Below are 23,500 nucleotides of genomic sequence, written 5' to 3' on the forward strand. Positions count from 1 at the left end.
TGTCAGATACTCTTCCATTCTAAATACTCAGTATGTAAAATGGCATATTTCCTTCAATTATAGCAATTATAGCAGATTTATGTCAGAGTGTTTGTTATATTTGTATATCTATTCCATCTAAATAAGAGAGAAGGAATTATAAAATCATTTACTGCTAGAATAAACACTTTGCTGACCCTCATGATATATTATTTAGTATATGCAAATTAGGATGAGGACGAGATCAATTTTAAAAAAAGGGCTAAGCAATACCAGCATCTACCTGGTAGTTACTTAGCCCTTTTTCTTCAACTCTTAACTCTTATTACTTCGCGTTCACCAATTGCCCACGCGTTACTCCAAGTTGGTTAGTAGCCTTTAGGCTCTTCCATACCTGTGTACCAGAGATTTCACCACGCAGAGCGCGGCTGTAGAGGCTGATTACCTCAGCCACTTGCTCTGGCGTCTCTTCCAAGAACTCCACACGGTATGAAGATACTCCTAGGTCACGGAAATTATTCAGATACTCCGCACCAGACTGCTCAACAGCGTTATAGACGGTATTACGGCAGCCTTCATCCACACGAACTGGATGTGACATTCCAATACGGTCTTGCAAAGAAGCACGGTGCTCTTCACAAGGACGACCACAGTTCGTATAGTCTGTGCCTTCACTCATAAAGGTACAGTACACGCAGTGTTCAGTATGGAACATCGGCAAATGCTGATGAATAACAACCTCCATCCGGGACGTATCACTGTGTTCAAGCAGATCAACCATCTGTTGAATGTTCAAGTCATAGGATGGCGTTACTATGTCACAGCCAGCCTCAAGGAACAAATCCACTGCTTTATGATTGGCGATATTCAGTGAGAAATCACCGATCAGGCATGGATGCACAGCATCCGGCTGCTCCTGGCGGCGGCGCAGATAATAATATAACGCGCCTGTATTACGCACGAGCACAGCATCCGGCTGCAAGCGAAGAATATTCGCGTGGTAGCCGTTCTCGCCCGGCATATGAATGCGCGGCGTGGCCAGCGCTATGCTGGCCCCTGCAGCCCGTACCGCATCTACCGCTGCCGGGAACTGCTTGATAAACTCGAAGTCGGCGTAGATGTTTCTCACGCCGGCCTCGAGCGCAGCCTGCACCTGCGGCAGGCTGCGGCACAGCGCGGTGAGCTCCGCTTCACCAGCGCGCTGCGGAGCGACGCCCTTGTGGGTGGCGTCGCCGTAAACCTCGATCGCCCGTTTCACGTAGACGGGCGGTTTCGGGCGCTCGCCCGCAAGCAGCTCCACCGCTTGGCGGCGGATACTGTTCAGCTCGCGCATAGGGACGATGACGTCGCCTTGCAGATGCGACTCCAACGCGTCAAGCTGGAACACGGTCCCGCCCAGGCGGCCGAATTGTTCTTCCAGCAGCGCGGTATCCATCGGACGCTTTTGCGCGGCTTCCAGCGCGAGCTCCGAGTCCACACGGACGGTAACGTTCTTCTGAACGTCCGTCCACCAAGTCGTCAGCTTCTCGCCGACGCAGCCCTGCACTCTAACATGTACCGGAAATACCCGGTACGGCTTTTCAGTTTCATAAGTCTGGCGCAGCGCCTTATCTAACGCAGGGTCATTTGTCTTCCAAATGCGGTCACCGACATTTAGACGACGAAGATCCACATCATTACGACCGGCTACGATGTCAATGATCCAGCCTTCTCCGGCTTCGCCTTCCAGCTTCACACCTTTACGACGAAGGTCGTAGACACGACCGCCTTCTTCTTTTTTCGTCGGATCCCCAGCGTCAAAAACAATTCCGTCCCCACGCTTAAGCGGTGCATGAATACGGCAGACCACTCCGTCACGCAGAATTTGCTCAACCGTCCCCAAATATACGCCACGGCTTTTTGGAAAAGTCCCGTCTACCAGTTTCTTATTGTTCGTTCCATCCAGGAAACCATGTGTAAACCCGCGGGAGAAGCTTTGTTGCAGCTCGCGCACCTCCTCCTTCGAAGGTTTGGACAGATCGCCTTCAAAATACCGATCAATCGCTTTACGATACTTACTAACTACATTCGCTACATATTCCGGGCTTTTGAGGCGACCTTCGATTTTAAAAGAAGTCACACCCGCCTCGATCAGCTCAGGCATTAGATCAATTGCTGCCAGGTCCTTAGGAGAAAGCAAATAAGTTACGTCTCCCATAGGTTTTACCTCACCATCCACCATCAGATCATAAGGCAGGCGGCAAGCCTGAGCACATTCACCGCGGTTGGCAGAACGTCCGCCCCACATTTCAGAAGTCAGACATTGACCTGAGTAGGAAACACACAAAGCACCGTGTACGAATACTTCCATCGGTAAGCGGGCTTGCTCTCCGATCGTACGAATTTGTTTCAGATTGTTCTCACGACCTAATACCACACGTTCCAAACTGAAAGGTTTAGTAAACTCGACCGCTTCCGGCGAAGTAATGGTCATCTGTGTCGATCCGTGAATCGGGAAATCCGGTGAGATTTCGCGGATCATTTTGACCAAACCTAAATCTTGTACAATTACTGCGTCCACGCCAGCATCCACGCACGCATCAATCAGTTCTTTTGCATCAGACAATTCATTTTCAAAAACCAGTATATTAAAGGTCAAAAAGCCCTTCACACCATAGCTATGCAAAAACGCCATAATTTCCGACAGCTCGTCCATGCGAAAGTTGTTCGCTCTGGCCCGTGCATTAAACTTCTCTACGCCAAAAAAGATAGCATCCGCTCCGTTTGCTACCGCTGCACGCATGCAGTCCCAATCACCTGCGGGTGCCAATAGCTCCACGTCTTCTCTGCGTATTTGTTGCTCTTTCATTTATATCCTCCCAAACCGCCATTTGACGGGTCATTTCTAGTTGATTAACTTGATAATTGTATCAAATATCACACTTGAGCGCTATGCGTTTACCAACATTTATATAGAATAAAAGTCATAATGCTGTCAGGAAGCTGACTTCTTGCTTATTGCACTTTACTCCATGAATGTTGTAGAACATGCAACTTTATTGCCTAATCCAGCGCTTCGACAACTAAATGTTGTACATAAAGCATCATTCTCACACTCTAGTATCGACAACCGGCACAAAAAGTTGCAACATTTACAACAATTCACTAGGAATTCCGTGACATACGGGACATACGATAGAATGTTTTATCAAATACATCAATCCACCCTTTAGCTATTCACATTATACCCAACTTGGATAACATTGGCTCCGAACCTAGCGATATCAATAAATTGTGACAAACGATTCCAATCGTACACCTCATATTACTTTTCCCCCTTTATACAAAAAAAGAACGCCCCAAGCCAAATCGGCAACTGGGACGTTCTTCGTCTGATTAAATTACACGCTTCTATTCGTGTGTCAACTACGACATTGGTACTCTTTTAACTACTTGCTGCCTGTAAACCGAAACGATTGTAGTGTCTTGTCTAATAGAGCCTGCTGTTCTGCAGTGGCATTGGCATCATTCAGCGTAACGGTAATCGTGTAGACCACATCATTTTTACCAAACACAACCTGCTTACTGCGAAGAGGGATACCATTTTTGATTTGATGTGCAGTTATGATCGTAGCAGGGACATCTGCAATGGTAGACTCCACTACACTTTCTATACGAGGGCCTTTGGGATCATTATTTTTATTTTGATAAGCATCTTTGAGCACATTAACTGTATACTCCACTGAACCCTCGGGTTTTGAGTTGATCTGTAGACGTCCTCCGCTGAACCGATATTCAATCGACTGCGTCTCAAAAATATCCTGATAAGGTGTCCATAAACTTGGAATATCAATGGCATAACCGTAGGTTTTGGATACTTTGGTTAATGTCTTATTTTTGAGCGTCTTATAATCATCACTAGCGAGTCGCCCGAAGTTCTCCTTCAGCAGAGCAAAATCAATATCAATAGAGGATATGATGGCTTTGAATTTTGCCTTATCGTCATCTTGCCCAGCAGCTGTTACATATTCAAAATAGTAACGATACCCATTTTTGAGTATGAGAGCTTGATATTCTGTAGTAACACCGTTGCCGTAATTTAGCTGTAGCTCATTAATTTGTGCGGATACGCCCGAGATCTCCGACTTGTTGCTGTCTTTCAGAATATAAGCATCCGCTACAAAGTTTTCTTTAGTTTTCATTTTCAGATCTTCAGCCCAGCTCTCTAGTGTAGAACCAGCAGGTGCCGAGGTAACTGCCACACTCAGATGACTTCCCTGCTTACTCTCGTAATAGAGATGCTGGTCGTCCTTACTCCAATCTGCGGGAACCTGTAGTGAAATCCCATAGTCCTCATTGTACGCGTCTCGCAATCCACTTTTCACCGTAGAAAGATCACGGATTTTTTTGCTTTTAGTATCAAAAGAAGGCTGGAAAGAGTTAAGTAATCCTGTATATTTAGCAAAATCCTTATAATTAACTGCTTTGTTATCCGTCAAATAAATCTCGTAGAGTCGACCTTCAGCATATAACAGTCTGCTTTCCCAGAGCGCTCCACTGGAATCTTTACTGATCAATCTAGCATATGGTACCGCGGCTTTGGGGAACGACTCCCGATCCAATATCAACTCCCCACCTGCCTCGACCTCCCGAACCAGCTGTTCCAGCAGCCCATCCGCATCCACCGCAACCGCCTGGTCACTTACATGAATCTCCACATAATATAGATTGTCCGCACTTGAAAAGGTAGCCACACTTTCATCTCCACCGCTATTTCCAGCAATCAGCCCAGAGGGATAATTCAGTGTCCAATGAAAATAGCTGTTCCCAATTTGAGTCTTACCAACATCGCTGTCAATCCCAGTCTCCTCTGGCGTTTCTTCTTCGTTGTCTATAGGCACTAGGGTAACCATTAGCTCACCCCCACTCCCTTGAGAGAGAGTCGCACCTAACACATCAGCTACAAAACGTAGCGGTACCATCAGCACGTCTGAAACCATCCGGGGCGCTGAGCCCAGTTTAACTTTGATCCCATCCTTCCAAGCGATATCACTCCCAATCGTCATCACCCCTGAATGAGCACCATAGGTTACTTTTACAACATTGTTCTGCTCTAAGGAAACAGTGCTGCCAAACGTCTTTTTAAAAACCCCAAGCGGGACCATAACCGTTCCATTCTCCGTATAAGGCCGCTCGATAGCCACCTTCTTACCATTCACCGTAGCTGAAGTACTGCCAACTTTTAGACTCAGCTGTAGCTTATCTCCTTGTGAAGCTAATACTGTTTGTATGGGTAATATAGAAAATAGCAGTAATAAGGCCAGCATCGCACAAAATCCTTGTTTTAAAATTTTCAAGCCCATTTACCGTCCCCCTCTCCAGTTTGCTGATCACTCTTCCGCGTGCTCGTCCCCATCCGTTTCATAATCATCTCCGCTTAACAACGGATCACCTTGAGTGAGCACGAGTTTACGGACGACGATATCCCCATCGCTTTGCATAACCAGCCGCACAGTTGCTCCCGGCAGGTAGCTTTTGAACAATTCATTAATATCAACTAGTGAGACCACACGATGCCCATCGATGCTATACAAGACGTCCCCTTCAGCAACCCCTGACTTGAGCGCTTCTGAAGACACCACCTTAGTGACGGACAGCGGGTCCAGCGTTGGCAATCCCACAATCGTAGACCAGCTTGCCTCCAGCTCTAGCCCAAGACTCGGATGCTGTACCTCACCATATTTTAAAAGCTGGTTCATAATATACTGCACAGTATTCGCTGGAATCGAAAACCCCATATTTTCCACACCCACCGCTGAGTATTTCAGGCTGTTGATTCCCAGCACCTCACCCTTCATATTTACAAGCGGCCCTCCGCTGTTTCCGGGATTAATCGCAGTGTCACTCTGGATAAGACGATACGCCGCATCTACCTCACGGTTAAGACCACTTATAACGCCTACTGTCGCTGAGTTTCGTAGAGAAAAGCTAATCGGTGTTCCGATAGCAATAACCTTCTCCCCAACCACTGTTTTGCTATTCGCTGGAATAAACTTGGCGGGCTTTAAATGGGTGGCATTAATTTTGATCAGCGCCAGATCACTAACTTCATCCAGATAGGTTTCTTTAACGCTGTAGGTTTTGGAGTCCGAAGTGACCACTATGGCATTTTGCAGATCCTTGATTACATGAGCATTGGTTACAATCCATCCGTTCGATTTCACAATGATGCCGGAGCCATGCGTCAGATTGTACCGATCATCCGGGCCACTATTCCCGCCACTCTCGTCTTTGCCGATAATGCCCACAACAGAAGGAGTGATACTTTTAATAATTCCAGGTATCGGATCTTCTGCCGCTGCTTTACTAACCACCTTACTAGTACTATCAAAAGCAAACACCGACTGACTCCATACTCCCGACAGCACTACGCCGCACAGTAATAGACCTAATCCTTTCTTCACCAGCTTCTCCCCAACACTCCTCATTCCTCACCAGACCCTCTCTTTGCTCATGGATAAATTTTACATTATATTATTTGAAAAAAGACGCCTTCAATGCGCCCATGGCGTTAAAGGAGTCTTTTGGTGCAAAGCTGTTCAATTTAGTTCTTTCATTAACTTAACCAATGCATCACCATGGCATAGTCAGAGATCACAAAAACCAGCAAACTAACGGCTCCAAAACCAATGGCAAATTTGTTCTTCTGGGGAGCTTTCAATAGTCGAACAACCCCGACCAAAATCAAGATGGTAAATAAAATCATAAACACATCAAAGGTATGAAATTTAGACGGTCCTTGCGCGGCAACTTCTGCAAGCAGCATAACCTTACCTCCTCAAAAATGTTGTCAAGCAAGATCCAGTAATCCCCATATCACCTTCTATGTTATCGCTACCATTTGGGCGATGCAATAGGTTTTGTAGAAAAATTATGTATTTGTCGCAAAAAATATATTTTATCCCTGCAAAATCCGTAATAACGATGAGATTGATCACTGACAATTGGGTGTGCTTAGGGAAACGTTGTGAGCCCAATCAACTCTTTCGTCGTGAAGGTTACAATAGAAAGTCCGTTAACTGCTTTAGAGATGAGATAAATTGAGCAGTGAATTGGAATTGGAATTCAGAACTTAGAACTTAGAACTTAGAACTCTGGGCTCGAAATTTAGGCTTTAATGAATTAGGGAAATTGTCCCTAATATTGACCGATTATCAGCTCATTTTGTGATTATCAGGGAGGTTTTCCCTAATCTAATAAACAGTTATTTGATAGAGTGATATGAATGATTAATTATTCGGTTTTCAAGGAACTTTTGACCCTAATGTTAATCACTTACCCGTTAACCCTATCAACAGAATACTCCTCATTGAATCTTACTACGAACATGTCCTACATATGCCTACCTTACCTATTATTAAATCCATTTTTTCTATAGAATCCGTATAACTTTTGCTAGAAAGATCACATCATATATCTATGAGCCGTCTTTCGTATAATTACCGGATAATCCTACAACAAAAGCCCCGGCAAGATACCGAGGCCTTATATACATAGGTTATATTACTTACTGTTTATTTAGAGGGTTTCCGCCGTCTCAAGCATAAGCGCTTCGGTTCGCTCTGTATCACGAATCAGAACCGGCTTCAGATACTTACCTGTGTAAGACTCTGTGACTGTAATGATCTTCTCCGGTGTCCCTGTTGCCAGGACGGTACCACCGCCGCTACCACCTTCCGGTCCCATATCGATGATATAATCCGCTGTCTTGATTACATCCAGATTATGTTCAATAACAAGAACCGATTCTCCGGAATCCACCAAACGATGCAATACCTCAAGCAGACGACCAATGTCATCTACATGCAGGCCTGTTGTAGGCTCATCCAAAATATAAAGTGTTTTACCCGTGCTGCGACGGTAGAGCTCAGAAGCCAATTTTACCCGCTGTGCTTCACCACCGGATAAAGTGGTTCCCGGTTGACCAATCTTAATATACCCAAGTCCTACATCCATCAATGTTTGCATTTTACGATGGATACGCGGGATATTTACAAAAAACTCTGTTGCGTCCTCTACCGTCATCTCTAACACATCTGAAATGTTTTTGCCTTTATATTTCACTTCTAGTGTTTCCCGGTTATACCGTTTGCCCTTACATACTTCGCAAGGGACATACACATCCGGCAAGAAGTGCATCTCAATCTTAATGATCCCGTCTCCACGGCAAGCTTCACAACGTCCGCCTTTTACGTTAAAGCTGAAGCGTCCCTTTTGGAAACCACGTACCTTAGCCTCATTTGTCTTGGAGAACAGGTCACGGATGTCATCGAATACACCTGTATAGGTTGCTGGGTTGGAACGCGGCGTCCGCCCGATTGGCGACTGATCGATTTCAATAACTTTATCGAGATTTTCTAGTCCACGAATTTCTTTATGCTGACCAGGACGCACCTTCACAGCCTTATTCAACTGCCGTGCCAGACTCTTGTAAAGAATCTCGTTGATAAGCGAGGATTTACCAGAACCCGATACACCTGTCACCGCTGTAAATACACCTAATGGAATCTTCACATTCACATTTTTCAGGTTATTCTCTTTAGCACCACGTATTTCCACCCAGCGATCATCGGTAGGACGGCGTTTAGCGGTAACCGGAATAAATTTACGTCCGCTTAAATATTCACCCGTTAATGAATTCGGATCTTTCATAATCTCTTCTGGCGTCCCTTGAGCCATAACTTGTCCACCATGAATACCTGCGCCCGGACCAATATCAATAATGTAATCCGCTGCCATCATCGTGTCTTCGTCATGCTCTACAACAATCAGCGTATTGCCTAAATCACGCATATGCGCAAGCGTAGAGATCAGGCGATCATTATCTCGTTGATGTAAACCAATACTTGGCTCATCCAGAATGTACAATACACCCATGAGACTTGAACCGATCTGAGTAGCCAACCGAATACGCTGCGCCTCACCACCGGAAAGCGAACCCGCTGCACGGCTAAGCGTCAAATAATCCAAGCCTACATTCACAAGGAATCCAAGCCGATTGCAGATCTCTTTTAAAATGAGATTGGCGATGGCTGTTTCTTTTTCGCTCAATTTTATCTCTTCAAACCAATGCTGACAGTCTCCTATTGAAAGGTCCGTAACATCAGAAATATTATGATCATTGATAGTCACAGCTAATATTTCTTTTTTCAGACGTTTACCTTTACATACATGACATGGCTTAGCACTCATAAATCCTTCGATAAATTCACGAATGCCATCCGAAGCAGTTTCACGGTAACGCCGCTCGAGGTTAGGTATAATCCCTTCAAAAGCAACCATCGCATCTTTCTTTTGACCGAAATCATTTTCATAACGGAAGCGAACCTTCTCACTGCCTGTACCATTCAGTAATTTATTCATATGATCAGGTGTCAGACTGCTTACCGGAACGTTCTGAGGAATTTTAAAGTGTTCACAAACCGACTTCAGAAATTGCGGATAGTAATTAGAAGTACTTCCAGTCCAAGCTAAAAAAGCACCTTCTTCAATGGATTTCTCAGCATCAGGAATAAGCAGGTCTGGATCGACCACCATCTTCATGCCAAGTCCATCGCACTCTGTACAAGCTCCAAACGGACTGTTGAAAGAGAACATCCGTGGTGCCAACTCTTCAATACTAAAACCACAAATTGGACAAGCAAAGTTAGAGCTGAAAAGCAGCTCTTCCTGGCCGATGATATCCACAAGGATTTTACCGCCCGAAAGCTTAAGCGCCGTCTCCAGTGAATCCGTCAGCCGGGTCTCCACATCGTCTTTAACAACGATCCGGTCTACCACAACTTCTATTGTATGTTTTTTATTCTTTTCTAGTTCAATATCCTCAGACAGATCTCTTAGCTCCCCGTCCACACGCACACGTACGAAGCCTTGCTTAGAGATATCTGTGAAAAGTCCTTTATGCTCACCTTTACGTCCTGAAATGATTGGCGCCAGGATCTGTAACCGAGTTTTCTCTGGATACTGCATAATCCGGTCTACCATCTGTTCAACGGTCTGGGAGGTAATCTCAATGCCATGCTCTGGGCAATGAGGATGACCAATACGTGCAAAGAGCAGCCGCAAATAGTCATAAATCTCCGTAACTGTACCTACCGTGGAGCGTGGGTTCCGGCTTGTTGTCTTCTGATCTATAGATATCGCCGGGGACAAACCATCAATCGAATCCACATCTGGTTTCTCCATTTGTCCCAAAAACTGACGTGCATAAGCCGACAAAGATTCAACATAACGCCGTTGTCCTTCAGCATAAATCGTATCAAATGCAAGCGATGATTTACCTGAGCCGCTAAGTCCCGTCAGCACGACGAAACGGTCACGTGGAATCGTCACATCGATGTTTTTGAGATTGTGCGCCCTCGCGCCTTTAATTACAATATTTTCGTTCGCCAACGGAACCTCTCCTTTTAAAAAAACTATTTCAACTTTATTTCAAAATATTCTCAAAGCCTTTTCAAAGCCTTTCGATCCCTCCCAAACCCTCCCTTCCAAGGGAGGGCCCCAAGGGTTGCACCCTCTGGACACCCGCATTTTCTGGAGAAGGAGTATGGTGGGACGTAACTTAGTGACTACAATGCTCAGAGCGCTTATCCCTACGGGACCGCTTGGACGTTAGCGCACTAACTAAAGACAGGTACATGCAACTGTCATAAACGTTGCATGGTGCTGTCCCTGCGGGATACGCATAAGTGCCAAGTTCATTGCATGGTGCTGTCCCTGCGAATACGCATAAGTGTCATAAACATCGCGGGATACGCGACCCTCTATTGATTCAAAAAGAACGGTCTAGGACAGCACCGTTCAATACCTATTTTAAATATCGGTGATACATTAATAGTTTATTACTCAGCCCGAAGCTCCAGCAATGCGTCGCGTAGCTCTGCCGCGCGTTCGAATTGCAGGTTCTTGGCAGCGTCCTTCATTTCAGCTTCCAGACGCTGGATCAGACTTTGTTTTTCTTTCTTATTCATCTTGCCACCAACACCTGTGAGATAATCAGCTTTAGACTCAGCAACCTTCGTTGCCTCGATGATGTCACGCACTTTTTTATTAATAGTGGTTGGGGTGATGCCATGTTTCTCATTATGGGCAATCTGAATGGCGCGACGGCGCGATGTTTCGCTCATCGCCTTCTCCATCGAATCAGTGATCCGATCACCATACATGATTACACGACCCTCAGAGTTACGAGCCGCACGGCCAATCGTCTGAATTAGTGAACGTTCGGAACGAAGGAACCCTTCTTTATCGGCATCGAGAATTGCAACTAAAGATACCTCCGGTAAGTCGAGACCTTCTCTCAGGAGGTTAATCCCTACCAGTACATGGAACGTACCGAGACGAAGATCCCGCAAGATCGCCATCCGTTCCAGCGTCTTGATGTCAGAGTGCATATAACGAACCTTAATCCCGATTTCCTTAAAGTAGTCTGTCAGATCCTCCGACATCTTCTTCGTCAAAGTGGTAACGAGTACACGTTCATCGCGTTCAACCCGGTCACGGATTTCGCTAATCAGATCATCAATCTGACCTTCTGTAGGACGGACCTCGATGATTGGATCCAATAGACCAGTCGGACGGATAATCTGCTGCACCATAGTTTCGCAGTGTTCCATTTCATAAGGTCCAGGTGTCGCGGAAACGTAAATGATCTGGTTTACTTTATCTTCGAACTCTTCGAACTGAAGCGGACGGTTATCCAGTGCAGAAGGCAGACGGAAACCATGCTCTACCAACACTGTTTTACGCGCCCGGTCACCGTTATACATCGCCCGAATTTGCGGAAGGGTAACATGGGATTCATCTACGACGATTAACATATCATCAGGAAAATAATCCATTAACGTATATGGAGTTGCTCCCGGTTCCCTGAAGGTTAGTGGCCCGGAATAGTTCTCGATCCCCGAACAGAAACCCACTTCCTTCATCATTTCAATGTCGTAACGTGTCCGTTGTTCCAAACGTTGCGCTTCCAGAAGCTTGCCTGCGTCACGAAGCACGGTCAGCCGCTCTTCTAGCTCCCGTTCAATATTGACTATTGCTACACGCATCGTTTCTTCCTTGGTAACAAAGTGAGAAGCCGGAAAAATGGCGACATGATCGCGTTCACCGATCAATTCGCCCGTTAAAACATCTATTTCAGTGATCCGCTCAATCTCATCCCCAAACAATTCAACACGAATCGCATGTTCACCCTGAGAGGCTGGGAAGATCTCAACCACATCACCACGTACACGGAATGTTCCGCGTACAAAATTGATATCATTGCGCTGGTATTGAATATCCACCAGTCTGCTCAGAATCTCATTGCGCGGTTTCTCCATCCCAACCCGCAAGGACAACAGCAAGCTTCCGTATTCCATTGGTGAACCGAGACCGTAAATACAAGACACACTCGCTACAATAATAACGTCACGCCGTTCGAACAAGGAGCTTGTCGCGGAGTGGCGAAGTTTATCAATCTCTTCGTTAATACTGGAATCTTTCTCAATATAAGTATCGGAGGAGGGAATATACGCCTCTGGTTGGTAATAGTCGTAGTAGCTGACGAAATAGTCTACCGAATTATTCGGGAAAAACTCCTTAAACTCACTTGCCAGCTGGGCAGCCAGTGTCTTGTTATGCGCAATAACCAGCGTGGGGCGATTTAATTTGGAAATAACTTGCGCGACAGTAAAGGTCTTCCCTGTACCTGTCGCTCCCAGCAGCGTCTGGTGCTTCTTACCCTGCCGGATGCCTTGTAGTAATTCATCTATGGCATGAGGCTGATCGCCCTGGGGTGTATACTCGGACTCCAATTCAAAAGTCTTCGTACTGACGACAATATCACTCATTTGCCCGTCTCCCCTCTATCGTCTAAACTAGATTAATATATTATAATTGTTGTCTGAATCTTCTCTCTCCATACGACAGTAAAAAATATGGAAGATAAGAATATGTGTTCCCGTTCATTATACAGTGTTGCTTAGATCGATGCAAACCATAATACACAGAAATGTTAGGAGCTTGAAGCATGGATATTACCGCAATAATCGGCCTAGTGGCCGGACTGGCTGCGCTAATCGGCGGCTACCTCTGGGAAGGCGGAAGCCTTTCCGGACTGCTGCAGCTTAATGCAGCTTTGATTGTATTTGGAGGTACGATTGCTGCCGTAATGATCAGCTTCCCGGCAGCTAAGCTACGCTCCATTCCCGCCGCTCTGCGCATGGCTTTTGGCCGCAATCCTGAACGTGATGAAGAGAAAGCAGAAGAGCTTATCGCAATGGCCACAGTGGCCCGCCGTGGCGGCGTTTTAATGCTCGAAAAACAAGCGGAACTGCATCCTGATCCTTTTACACGCGAAGGACTGTTGCTTATCGTCGATGGCACTGACCCTGAGCAGGTAAGACAGATTTTGGAATTGGAAATGGATGCGAAAGAATTGAAGCATGAAAGCTACGCCAAGATTTTTGAAGCCGCTGGCGGATATGCTCCAACGATGGGGATCATCGGTACAGTTATGGGACTCATTAGGGTACTGGGCAACCTTACGGACCCATCAAATCTAGGTACCTCTATCGCAGTAGCGTTCACTGCAACACTGTACGGAGTAGCCATCGCTAATCTAATATTTTTACCCATTGCTTCCAAAATCAAATCCCGCAGCCAAAGTGAGCTGCATAGCATGGAGATGCTGCTAGTAGGCATTCTTTCTCTACAGAACGGGGATCATCCGCTGCTGGTGCGTAAAAAACTGAACTCCTTCATTTCAGACACCACCACAGATGACCGTGCAGAAGCAAGAGGTTTTATATGAGACAAAGAGACCGGCGCAAACGGCGGTTAGAGAATCGAGAAAGCCGTGATCGTTGGATGATTACTTACGCTGATCTAATTACACTTTTACTTATATTTTTCGTTATATTGTATGCGATGAGCAGCCTGGACACTCACAAATATAATATCGTGACCGGCTCTTTATCCCAGACTTTCAAGTCGAGCAGCACTGTTCTTGAAGGCGGGGATGGTATTTTAGATGCTGGAAAGACCCCTGACAACAAACCAGAGAGTACAGATGGGAATGCGAACGCAACTGCAAAACCAAATGACGGTTCTGATGAGCAAACGGAGAATGAAACACCTTCAGCGCGGGAGTTGGCTTTTCGAGAACAAGAGGCGAAGCTTGCTGAGTTAATGGGTGTGATCACCCACTATGTGGAGGAGAATAATCTCGGTGAACAAATATTTGTAGCCGACAAACCGCAGGGCATAGAAATCACGCTCAGCGACCGTTTTCTATTTGATGTGGGTAAAGCAGATGTGAAGTCACCAGCCCTTCCTGCTCTTCAGCAGTTGTCTGGCTTATTCAAAGATATCGGAGCAACGATCAGCATTGAAGGACATACGGATAATACACCAGTGTCATCAGCTTCACGTTATAACGACAATTGGGAGCTATCGGGTGCTCGTGCGCTTTCTGTGCTGCGCTTTTTCTTAGATAATGAAGGACTGAACCCGGACACTTTTCAATATGCAGGTTATGCCGATACCCGACCAACAGCAGATAATACTACGGTAGCAGGCAAACAGAAAAATCGACGCGTAGAGATCATTGTACTTCGACAGCTTCAAGAGGTGGAATAAAATATAGTTGCTTGCGCTCAGAGCTAAGTTCGGCGGCAGGGGCCTTTGCAATTACCACATTGAGCTTACAAGGGGCTTCATCCAATTTAATTAGGGAAAACCTCCCTGATTATTCACCTTTTATCGTATCCAATCGCGGAATGAGGGAATTTCTCCCTGATTATTACTCTTTTTAGTCTGAAATAGTGGTTTTACCGAGATGATAGGGAGGAATTCCCTAAAACCCTAACTCTCACGCTATAATCGTCTAAAATGAGGGAGGTTTTCCCTAATTCCATACTCCACTAGACCCTCAAACCACTCGATTGGGTTTACGAATACTCGCACAATCCACATAAGAAACACAAACAGCAAGTCCCCGAATCACAGAAACTTGCTGCTAAGAATATCACACTTGATCAGACTATTTTCCGTCCCCGATTTCCAATTATTCAGCAACTAACGCGCTATAACCAGCTGCATCTAACAGACCTTTTACAGCATCAGCATACTCTCCATCAACTTCAATCTCAAAAATCCAACCCCCGCCATATGGCTGATCATTGATAAGCTCCGGACTAGCTTCTAATCCATCATTCACCTTGGTAACCGTCCCAGAGACGGGCGAATACAACTCCGATACCGTCTTAACGGATTCGATACTGCCTACGCTGTCACCGGCCGAAATGGTCGATCCTACCTCAGGAAACTCAACAAATACGATGTCGCCTAATAAATGCTGAGCATGGTCCGTAATCCCAACACGTACTACTCGTCCTTCTACTTGCTGTGCCCATTCATGCTCTTCGCTGTAAAGAAGGTTGTCTAATACTTCACTCATTTCAAGCCGCCTCATTTCCAATTTGGAGTTCTAAATTTAGTTATAGCCTAAGTTATCCCGGCTCACAATGTCAATATTACTAACAGGAAATTTAAATTTGTCATTTTTTCGACGTTTTCTTGTTGACAGCGCTCGACTATACCCGTTTAATGGAGACATACAAGTAGAAATGACGTTGTCGTCTTTTTATAGACAATAACCGTTTCTCGAAGAAATATAATTGCGGATGATGGCATAGGGAGAGACTGTCTCACTTGAAGACGGCGCCGAAGGAGTAAGCCCTAACAGGGGTGAATCTCTCAGGCAAAAGGACCTTTGTCGGACGTATCTCTGGAGAGCATCAGACGCAAGGCTAGATGCGTCAGATCACCAACGGGGAAACCTGCAAGCTAGTTACGGCAGGGTAACTCTCAGGTACAAAGGACAGAGCAGAAAGCGATTTGTGCATTTATGCATGATTGCTTCTGCCTGTCCTTTTTTCGTATGTAATCAGATCAAGGGGAGTGACGACATGGATACTTTGAGAAGAACACCTTTTTATGATCTCTATTCCGCTTATGCGGAGTCCAGGTGCATTGACTTCGGTGGCTGGGAGCTGCCAGTACAGTTTACAGGTATCGTGAAAGAGCACGAAGCCGTTCGCCAGCAGGCTGGGCTGTTCGATGTCTCGCATATGGGTGAATTCATGGTGATTGGGAGCGGTGCAGAAGACTTTTTGCAAAAAATGACAACCAATGATGTCAGCCGCCTTACAGATGGTGCGGCGCAATATACGCTGCTCTGTTATCCAAATGGCGGAGTTGTCGACGACCTACTCGTGTATCGCCTAAGCGAAGGGCGTTATATGCTCGTCGTTAATGCCTCCAACATCGACAAAGACTTACAGTGGCTGCAAGAGCATTTGACCTCTGAATTCGGCGAAGTCACGCTCACAAATGTCTCTGACGAGACGCTTTTGCTCGCCTTGCAGGGTCCTCTGGCAGAGACCATTCTCGCGGAAGTTACTGATGCTCCTATTTCAGCACTCAAGCCTTTCCATTTCATCGAACGCGCCACCGTTTGCGGTGTAGAGGTACTTATCTCCCGTACGGGTTATACCGGTGAAGATGGCTTCGAGATTTACGCTCCGCTGGAAGGTGCAGAAACGTTATGGAACGGACTGCTTGCAGCAGGCGCGCCCCACGGATTAACACCTGCTGGACTGGGTGCACGGGATACCCTGCGTTTTGAGGCGAAATTACCATTGTACGGTCAGGAGCTATCTGCTGACATCACCCCGCTTGAAGCAGGAGTACAGTTCTTCGTGAAGCTGGACAAAATAGACTTTATCGGACGCGATGCACTAATACAGCAAAAAGAAGCTGGCATTCCCCGTCGCCTTGTCGGCCTAGAAATGATTGATCGAGGCATTCCACGCTCCCATTATCCTGTCTGGGCAGATGGCGTTAAGATTGGAGAGGTCACAACCGGAACACAGTCTCCTACGCTGAAACGTAACCTGGGGTTGGCATTGCTTGATGCTGCTTACAGTGAAATAGGCACAGAGGTTTACGTAGAGATACGCGGCAAGCAGCTTAAGGCTGTAGTGATTAAGGCCCCTTTTTACAAGTATAAACGCCTTTAGCGTCCATATAAGGACGGTGAGCTTTTAAGCGAGAAATAGAAGAATAAAGTATAGCGTGAAAATTGTACTTTCTTATATTTTAAAAAAGCCAAGGAGTGAAACCTTAATGAAGCACCGTTATCTGCCCATGACAGAACAGGACCGCGTAGAGATGATGGAGGCCGTCGGGATTCAGTCTATAGATGAGCTGTTCTCCGATATTCCTGAAGCGGTACGTTACCAAGGCACTATGCCGATGTCTGAACCACTCGATGAATACGCCCTGCTGCGCCACATGAAAGGTTTGGCTGACCAAAATGCCGACTTTGATTCTCACGCCAGCTTCCTCGGCGCCGGATTATACGATCATCACATCCCTGTGGTCATAAATCATGTCATTTCCCGTTCTGAATTCTACACTGCCTACACTCCTTACCAACCGGAGATCAGCCAAGGTGAGCTGCAAGCGATCTTCGAATTCCAATCCTACATTTGCGAACTAACCGGTATGAAAGTTGCCAATGCCAGTATGTATGATGGTGCTACAGCTTTATCCGAAGCAGCGGTTCTCGCGGCTGGTGCTACCAAACGCAAAAAATTAATCGTCTCCCGTACCGTTCATCCTGAGGCTCGCCAAGTGCTACGTACTTCGGCTAATGCTTGGGGTCTGGAGGTGGTGGAGATTGACTATAAAGACGGTGTTACCGATCAAGCTAAGCTTGCTGAAGCTATCGATGGTGATACTGCCGCAGTACTGATGCAATCGCCTAACTTCTTCGGTAGCATTGAGGATCTTCGCTCGGTTGAGCCGCTGATCCACGCGGTTAAAGGTCTTCTTGTAGTCAGCGCGAACCCAATAGCTCTTGGTGTACTTGAAGCTCCGGGCAAACTTGGAGCCGACATCGTAGTCGGTGATGCTCAACCACTCGGGATTCCAGCTTCTCTCGGGGGTCCAACTTGCGGATTCTTTGCCGTAGCTGATCACCTGATGCGCCGCATGCCAGGCCGGATCGTTGGCCAAACGGTAGACCGTAATGGTAAACGTGGCTTCGTTCTTACACTTCAAGCGCGTGAACAGCATATTCGTCGTGAAAAAGCGACATCGAATATCTGCTCCAATCAGGCACTGCTGGCTCTCTGCGCATCCGTCTACTTGTCCGTTATGGGCAAAGAAGGCATGCGTGAAGTAGGCGAACTAAATATTCGCAAAAGCCATTACGCTGCTAATAAACTTAGCGGACTAACAGGTGCTGAACTTGCCTTCTCCTCCCCATTCTTTAACGAATTTGTTGTGAAGCTTCCTGAAGGCAGCAGCGTGACCGCTATTAATTCTAAGCTGCTGAAGGACGGTTATCTCGGCGGTTATGATCTGGGTCGTGATTATCCTGAACTTGCTGGACATATGCTGGTTGCCGTAACGGAAAAAAGAAGCAAAACCGAAATCGACCAATTCGCTAGCGCACTGGAGGGCTGTTTATGAAACCGGAGCAAAGTCTAATTTTTGAATTAAGCCGTCCGGGCCGCTCGGCCTACTCCTTGCCACTATGCGATGTACCACAGGAAGAAACCTTGGAGTCCCTGATTCCATCAGGTTTACTCCGTAGCGAACCCGTCGTACTTCCAGAAGTATCGGAAGTGGATGTCATTCGCCACTACACTTCTCTTTCACGTCGTAACTTTGGTGTAGACAATGGCTTCTATCCACTCGGTTCATGCACGATGAAATACAATCCGAAGATTAACGAAGATGTTGCCCGCTTCTCCGGCTTCGCCAAAATTCATCCCTACCAACCGGAAGAAAGTATTCAAGGCGCACTGGAATTAATGTATACCCTGCAAAATGATCTGTCCGCGCTGACGGGCATGGATGCTGTATCCTTACAGCCTGCCGCAGGTGCTCATGGTGAATGGACCGGCCTCATGATGATCCGCGCCTACCATGAAAGTCGCGGCGAGACGCGTACTAAGGTTATCGTGCCGGATTCCTCGCACGGAACCAATCCTGCTAGTGCCTCAGCAGCAGGACTTGAAACGATCACGATCCCTTCCACAGATAAAGGAATGGTCGATCTTGAAGCACTGAAAGCAGCCGTCGGTAGCGACACAGCCGCACTAATGCTAACTAACCCAAGCACACTCGGCTTGTTCGAAACCCAAATCGTCGAGATTGCTGAGATCGTGCATGAAGCAGGGGGCTTACTCTATTACGATGGAGCCAACTCCAATGCCATTATGGGCATTACCCGACCTGGCGACATGGGCTTTGACGTTGTGCATCTGAACTTGCATAAGACAATGAGCACCCCACATGGCGGTGGCGGCCCTGGAGCCGGACCAGTCGGCGTAAAATCCATCTTGATTCCATTCCTACCACAACCTACTGTGGTGAAGAATGAAGATAGCAGCTTCTCACTTCACTTCGGTGGTCCTGAATCTATTGGACGCGTAAAAGCTTTTTATGGAAACTTTGGTATTCTGGTTCGTGCCTATGCCTATATCCGCACCTATGGTCCAGACGGACTGCGTGAGGTATCCGAAAATGCTGTGCTGAATGCGAACTATATGATGCACCGTCTGGCGCCGTATTTTGAAATCCCATATCCGGGTGTATGTAAGCATGAATTCGTTATGTCCGGCAAAAACCTCAAGCAATATGGCGTGCGCACCTTAGACGTTGCTAAACGATTGCTCGACTTCGGCTACCACCCGCCAACCGTGTACTTCCCTCTGACTGTTGAGGAATGCATGATGATCGAGCCGACGGAAACCGAAAGTAAAGAAACGCTAGACGGCTTCATCGATACGATGATTCAGATCGTTAAAGAAGCGCAGGAGACACCGGAAATCGTAATCAACGCACCGCATACCACAGAGATTAGCCGTTTGGATGAGACACAGGCTGCGCGTAAGCCGGTTTTGAATTGTTCTTGCGGTTAATATTTCAATAATAAATCGAGTAGGAGGGGGCGGCGAGCCCCCGGCCTCTCACACCACCGTACGTACCGTTCGGTATACGGCGGTATTCCGTAAGGAGTTGTATCTGTCCAATACACTCTTTAATCCATTGGATTCCCAATATTGGTTATTCAATGCACGTTGCAGAATTGGACTCCCTGCAATTCGCCAATACCCTTTCCGAGTATTTCCCCACTCAAAAGGCTTATATCCTTAGGCACGCCTAAGGATATAAGCCTTTTGACTTTGGTTCTCGGGTTCTTCCATTGCTTCCAGAGACACATTCGCAATCTCCTTCGAATCCACATATCCATCGCTTTAAAGGCACTTGGCGTATCCGCCAGCGAGAAATATCCGTGCCATCCCATCAAGTATCGATTGAGCTCCTGGATTCGCTCTTCCGTTCGCATCGCTTTCTTCCGGGACGTTATCTCCCGAATTCGAGCCTTCGCTTTCTGCAAGGACTGTTTTGCTATCCTCACCTTGGGCTCTTTATCGCTACTAAAGCAAAACCCAAGAAATTTCCGTCTCCATGGGCGGTCCACCGCACTCTTCGCTTGGTTCACCTTTAGTTTTAGTCTTGTCTCAATGAATCTGGTGACGGATGCCTTCACTCGCTCTCCTGCTCTTAGTGTTTTCACATAGATGTTACAGTCGTCCGCATAACGGACGAAGCGGTGTCCACTTTTCTCGAGTTCCTTGTCGAGCTCGTCCAAAACGATGTTAGATAACAACGGACTGAGTGGACCACCTTGCGGTGTCCCTTCTGTTGTCGTATTTACTAGCCCGTTCTCCATCACACCTGACTGAGGATATTTACGAATCAGCAGGAGAACTTTCTTGTCCTTCACTTTAGCCGAAATCTTCATCATCAGTCGGTCATGGTTGACGCGATCAAAGAATTTCTCCAAGTCTAGATCGACTACGAATCGATATCCCTCTTTCATGAATGCTCTGGCTTTCCTTACCGCATCATGCCCTTGTCTTTTCGGACGAAATCCATAACTATCGGCTGGGCACACTAAATAAAGGAGACCACTTAACACGTGGTCTCCTTTTCTCATATTAAAAAATGCTATTTTACATACAGAAGTTCTGGATTATGTACGGGATTAAATGAAAGTTTCTTAGTGAACTGCCAACGGTCAGTTACATTCATTTTGTTATATATGCTCTTCACTACATTTCTAACTGTACCTTCACTAATTCCCAACTCGTTAGAAATAAGCAATGCACTTTTTTCACATAACCACATTTGAGCCACCTCTTTTTCTCGGGCAGTCAAGTTGAATTGTTCAAAACCAAACTTTAGTCTAAGTAACTGCATCTCAGGGTTACTCCACATCCATTTCTCGGTAACGTTTTCAGCTATCTGTTGCATAAATGGAATAGCAAATTCGATTTGCAGTCCTTTGTAGAAAGAAATATCTACATAGCCTCTTATAACACCATCTGAGTAGAGAGGAGAACATACACAGTTCCAATTAGAAAATATAGAATTCGTATGTTCGCTCCCTTTAACTACTCCAATAGAATTCATTTCCATAGAAAGTGAAACACCATTTAGCCCGAAATCCTGTTTGGCAAAACTCTTCCCAACTCTTATTCCTGCCTTATCAGATTCTTCTTTTATATGTACTGAAGAGAAATACAGATCGAGAATTCCCCCCATATCATCTGTTAGAAAAGCCGCAAAATCTACCGATATATACTTACTAATTTTAATCATCTCGTTATGTAGGGAAAGAATCATTGCCTCGTGATAAATAGATTCCTGGCCAATCTCCTCAAAAGAGTGCGCACTCGTTCTTTGTGGGGCCTTTGAACTTTTGACTTTACCCAATGAAGAGATAGAATCCATTTGTTCCTTTTTTAGATCTTCAGCTGAACACCAAAGTTTTGTCTGATCGTATGTTACTGTCAATTCCAACTCCTCCTGATTTCCATCATTTATAATGTAAAATGATACCATTATATATTTAAATATTGAAGATTCAACCAACTATTAACATATTTATTCATATTAGTAAATATCCAATGGGGGATATTTTCAAACTTTGTTATAAAGACCATAATTACATTTGTAGAACTTAAATAACCGCTAGATGCCCCATTTATTATTAATAATTATCCTTACACTCTCTTCTATTCAATGTGCCTTAAGTCATAGAAAAAAGAAACCTCTAAGGAGATAACACAGTGGAATTGTATAAAATTAATGAAAAACAAACATTCCAGTATTTTAATTTAGTCTCATATCGCAACACTATTCCTTCCAGTTGTTTACATCATAAACTAAACGAATTTATCCTTTCACTAAACAACTATAACCTCCAAAAGAATGGTCCTTTAATCACTTCTACTCATTCTGTATCCCGAAATAATGGCATAGAGATGGTGGATTTTGAGATTATGGTACCAGTAAAAGGAGAAATTAAAAAAATCCCCCTTTTATATATAAGCAAGAATTCAAGTTAATAAATGCAATTTGCTTGATGTATGAAGGTAAAATGAATGGCATCAATTCTGCTTATGAATTTTTAGTCAAATATATCTCTCAAAACAATCTACATCAAATAACATCCGCATATAATATAAACTTATCTGAAGGTACTAGTGAAAATATAAAAATAGATATTTGTATTGGCATCAATCCTAGTCTTCTTTAACTAGTCAAAACTCGTCTATCTCGAAAGGAGGTGAATAGAATGGAACTGAGTCTTAATAGTCAATTTTCAACATTGTCCAACATTGAAACGATGGAGATTTCCGGAGGTATAAATTGGGATAATGTTGCTTATGGAGTCTTGGGAATGGTAACCGTGGTAGCCGCTGTTACCACAGCACCAGTAACGATTCCTACTGCGATTATGGCAGTGGGTGGATCAATAGTATCTGGATATCTTACTGGTAGCGGACTAAAACATTAAATATCTGTTATAAGGAGTGAGGAATTAAATGCTTTCATATGCCCCTAGTTTTTCAGAACTTACACTTGAAGATAGTATCAATATTGATGGTGGCGTTGATTGGGCCAAGGTAGGTGCAGGAGTGTTAGGTATGGTTACAATCATGTCTGCTGTTGCTGCCGCACCAGTAACAGCCACAGCCGCAGTTGTCTACATAAGTGGTACAGTGGCTGCCGGATATTTAGTGGGTACTTCATTCTAAATTTTGATGGAGACATTCATCTTCAGATGGATATGTCTCCATCTTTTCTTCTATAAAAGAAGAGAATAATCATAAATAGATTGCGAGTGATTTTTTTGAAAATAGATAAATTAATATCGTATCTAATTAGAATAGACATTACTTTAGGGCTAGTAATATCATTCTTATTAATTGTAAGACCTAATATAATCCTCCCATCCCAATGGTTTATAATGAATTTCTTAATTTTTCTAACAGGTATATATATATATAAGAAAAATAAAAACAAGACATTTATAGCAGTTTTTATTTATGCTTTCATCTATTTTTCT

General features: G+C 45.2%; 15 protein-coding genes, 1 pseudogene and 1 riboswitch. Of the genes and pseudogenes, 7 read left to right on the top strand and 9 right to left on the bottom strand.

Translation table 11 applies throughout. The annotated features are described in order from the left end of the window. Positions 1–304 precede the first annotated feature (304 nt). From NSQ91_RS29440 to uvrB, 6 genes are all read right to left on the bottom strand, one after another. A complete protein-coding gene (locus NSQ91_RS29440) occupies positions 305–2,827 on the bottom strand; it encodes a U32 family peptidase (protein WP_076303628.1) in 2,523 nt (840 codons plus the stop codon). A 580-nt stretch (positions 2,828–3,407) separates the two neighbouring features. Next, positions 3,408–5,321: a copper amine oxidase N-terminal domain-containing protein gene (locus tag NSQ91_RS29445; RefSeq protein WP_076303627.1), complete on the bottom strand. Its 1,914-nt coding sequence runs from the start codon at positions 5,319–5,321 to the stop codon at positions 3,408–3,410. A gap of 27 nt (positions 5,322–5,348) precedes the next feature. Then, positions 5,349–6,446 carry a S1C family serine protease gene (locus tag NSQ91_RS29450; RefSeq protein ID WP_076123778.1) on the bottom strand — a complete coding sequence of 366 codons (1,098 nt, stop codon included), beginning with the start codon at positions 6,444–6,446 and terminating at the stop codon, positions 5,349–5,351. Positions 6,447–6,574: 128 nt separating this feature from the next. Beyond that, a complete protein-coding gene (locus tag NSQ91_RS29455) occupies positions 6,575–6,784 on the bottom strand; it encodes a DUF2759 family protein (RefSeq protein ID WP_036678627.1) in 210 nt (69 codons plus the stop codon). Between the two features lie 752 nt (positions 6,785–7,536). Then, the gene (gene uvrA, locus NSQ91_RS29460) at positions 7,537–10,410 is read right to left on the bottom strand and encodes an excinuclease ABC subunit UvrA (RefSeq protein WP_076137311.1); all 2,874 of its coding nucleotides are present in this window, start codon (positions 10,408–10,410) and stop codon (positions 7,537–7,539) included. 449 nt (positions 10,411–10,859) lie between these two features. Further along, positions 10,860–12,851, bottom strand: a complete 1,992-nt coding sequence (gene uvrB / locus NSQ91_RS29465; protein ID WP_036678623.1) for an excinuclease ABC subunit UvrB — start codon at positions 12,849–12,851, stop codon at positions 10,860–10,862. Positions 12,852–13,030: 179 nt separating this feature from the next. Between uvrB and NSQ91_RS29470 the strand changes: the two genes are divergently transcribed. Together NSQ91_RS29470 and NSQ91_RS29475 are read left to right on the top strand one after the other, a co-directional pair. Next, on the top strand, positions 13,031–13,813 hold the full coding sequence (locus NSQ91_RS29470; protein WP_076123782.1) for a flagellar motor protein: 783 nt from the start codon (positions 13,031–13,033) through the stop codon (positions 13,811–13,813). Then, positions 13,810–14,640: a flagellar motor protein MotB gene (locus NSQ91_RS29475; RefSeq protein WP_076303625.1), complete on the top strand. Its 831-nt coding sequence runs from the start codon at positions 13,810–13,812 to the stop codon at positions 14,638–14,640. The genes NSQ91_RS29470 and NSQ91_RS29475 overlap by 4 nt, the downstream gene beginning before the upstream one ends. Positions 14,641–15,067: 427 nt before the next feature. On the opposite strand, the gene gcvH is transcribed toward NSQ91_RS29475, so the two are convergent. Continuing rightward, positions 15,068–15,460, bottom strand: a complete 393-nt coding sequence (gcvH, locus tag NSQ91_RS29480; protein WP_036678614.1) for a glycine cleavage system protein GcvH — start codon at positions 15,458–15,460, stop codon at positions 15,068–15,070. Positions 15,461–15,686: 226 nt separating this feature from the next. Then, positions 15,687–15,785, top strand: a riboswitch (glycine riboswitch). A 186-nt stretch (positions 15,786–15,971) separates the two neighbouring features. Between gcvH and gcvT the strand changes: the two genes are divergently transcribed. From gcvT to gcvPB, 3 genes are all read left to right on the top strand, one after another. Next, positions 15,972–17,084 (top strand): glycine cleavage system aminomethyltransferase GcvT, encoded by a 1,113-nt coding sequence (gene gcvT / locus NSQ91_RS29485; RefSeq protein ID WP_076123790.1) that lies wholly within the window; start codon positions 15,972–15,974, stop codon positions 17,082–17,084. Between the two features lie 106 nt (positions 17,085–17,190). Beyond that, on the top strand, positions 17,191–18,543 hold the full coding sequence (gcvPA, locus tag NSQ91_RS29490) for an aminomethyl-transferring glycine dehydrogenase subunit GcvPA (RefSeq protein WP_076123791.1): 1,353 nt from the start codon (positions 17,191–17,193) through the stop codon (positions 18,541–18,543). After that, positions 18,540–20,000: an aminomethyl-transferring glycine dehydrogenase subunit GcvPB gene (gene gcvPB / locus NSQ91_RS29495; protein ID WP_076279168.1), complete on the top strand. Its 1,461-nt coding sequence runs from the start codon at positions 18,540–18,542 to the stop codon at positions 19,998–20,000. The genes gcvPA and gcvPB overlap by 4 nt, the downstream gene beginning before the upstream one ends. A 48-nt stretch (positions 20,001–20,048) precedes the next feature. Here the strand turns inward: gcvPB and NSQ91_RS29500 are convergent. Both NSQ91_RS29500 and NSQ91_RS29505 read right to left on the bottom strand, forming a co-directional pair. Further along, positions 20,049–21,025, bottom strand: a pseudogene (locus tag NSQ91_RS29500) (reverse transcriptase domain-containing protein); the annotation flags it as partial. 68 nt (positions 21,026–21,093) lie between these two features. Then, entirely contained in the window at positions 21,094–21,942 is an 849-nt protein-coding gene (locus NSQ91_RS29505; RefSeq protein ID WP_076303624.1) for a helix-turn-helix domain-containing protein, read from the bottom strand. Positions 21,943–22,726: 784 nt separating this feature from the next. On the opposite strand from NSQ91_RS29505, the gene NSQ91_RS29510 reads away from it, so the two are divergent. Next, positions 22,727–22,948: a hypothetical protein gene (locus tag NSQ91_RS29510; protein WP_076123799.1), complete on the top strand. Its 222-nt coding sequence runs from the start codon at positions 22,727–22,729 to the stop codon at positions 22,946–22,948. A gap of 28 nt (positions 22,949–22,976) precedes the next feature. Then, positions 22,977–23,189 carry a hypothetical protein gene (locus NSQ91_RS29515; RefSeq protein WP_076123801.1) on the top strand — a complete coding sequence of 71 codons (213 nt, stop codon included), beginning with the start codon at positions 22,977–22,979 and terminating at the stop codon, positions 23,187–23,189. Positions 23,190–23,500 lie beyond the last annotated feature (311 nt).

The organism is Paenibacillus sp. FSL R7-0048, from assembly GCF_038004505.1.
Taxonomy (GTDB): domain Bacteria; phylum Bacillota; class Bacilli; order Paenibacillales; family Paenibacillaceae; genus Paenibacillus_AQ; species Paenibacillus_AQ odorifer.

Excerpts from the sequence above, each read along its gene's own strand:
- NSQ91_RS29440 (WP_076303628.1), bottom strand. The coding sequence starts at position 2,827 with ATGAAAGAGCAACAAATACGCAGAGAAGACGTGGAGCTATTGGCACCC.
- NSQ91_RS29445 (WP_076303627.1), bottom strand. The coding sequence starts at position 5,321 with ATGGGCTTGAAAATTTTAAAACAAGGATTTTGTGCGATGCTGGCCTTA.
- NSQ91_RS29450 (WP_076123778.1), bottom strand. The coding sequence starts at position 6,446 with ATGAGGAGTGTTGGGGAGAAGCTGGTGAAGAAAGGATTAGGTCTATTA.
- NSQ91_RS29455 (WP_036678627.1), bottom strand. The coding sequence starts at position 6,784 with ATGCTGCTTGCAGAAGTTGCCGCGCAAGGACCGTCTAAATTTCATACC.
- uvrB (WP_036678623.1), bottom strand. The coding sequence starts at position 12,851 with ATGAGTGATATTGTCGTCAGTACGAAGACTTTTGAATTGGAGTCCGAG.
- NSQ91_RS29470 (WP_076123782.1), top strand. The coding sequence starts at position 13,031 with ATGGATATTACCGCAATAATCGGCCTAGTGGCCGGACTGGCTGCGCTA.
- NSQ91_RS29475 (WP_076303625.1), top strand. The coding sequence starts at position 13,810 with ATGAGACAAAGAGACCGGCGCAAACGGCGGTTAGAGAATCGAGAAAGC.
- gcvH (WP_036678614.1), bottom strand. The coding sequence starts at position 15,460 with ATGAGTGAAGTATTAGACAACCTTCTTTACAGCGAAGAGCATGAATGG.
- gcvT (WP_076123790.1), top strand. The coding sequence starts at position 15,972 with ATGGATACTTTGAGAAGAACACCTTTTTATGATCTCTATTCCGCTTAT.
- gcvPA (WP_076123791.1), top strand. The coding sequence starts at position 17,191 with ATGAAGCACCGTTATCTGCCCATGACAGAACAGGACCGCGTAGAGATG.
- gcvPB (WP_076279168.1), top strand. The coding sequence starts at position 18,540 with ATGAAACCGGAGCAAAGTCTAATTTTTGAATTAAGCCGTCCGGGCCGC.
- NSQ91_RS29510 (WP_076123799.1), top strand. The coding sequence starts at position 22,727 with ATGGAACTGAGTCTTAATAGTCAATTTTCAACATTGTCCAACATTGAA.
- NSQ91_RS29515 (WP_076123801.1), top strand. The coding sequence starts at position 22,977 with ATGCTTTCATATGCCCCTAGTTTTTCAGAACTTACACTTGAAGATAGT.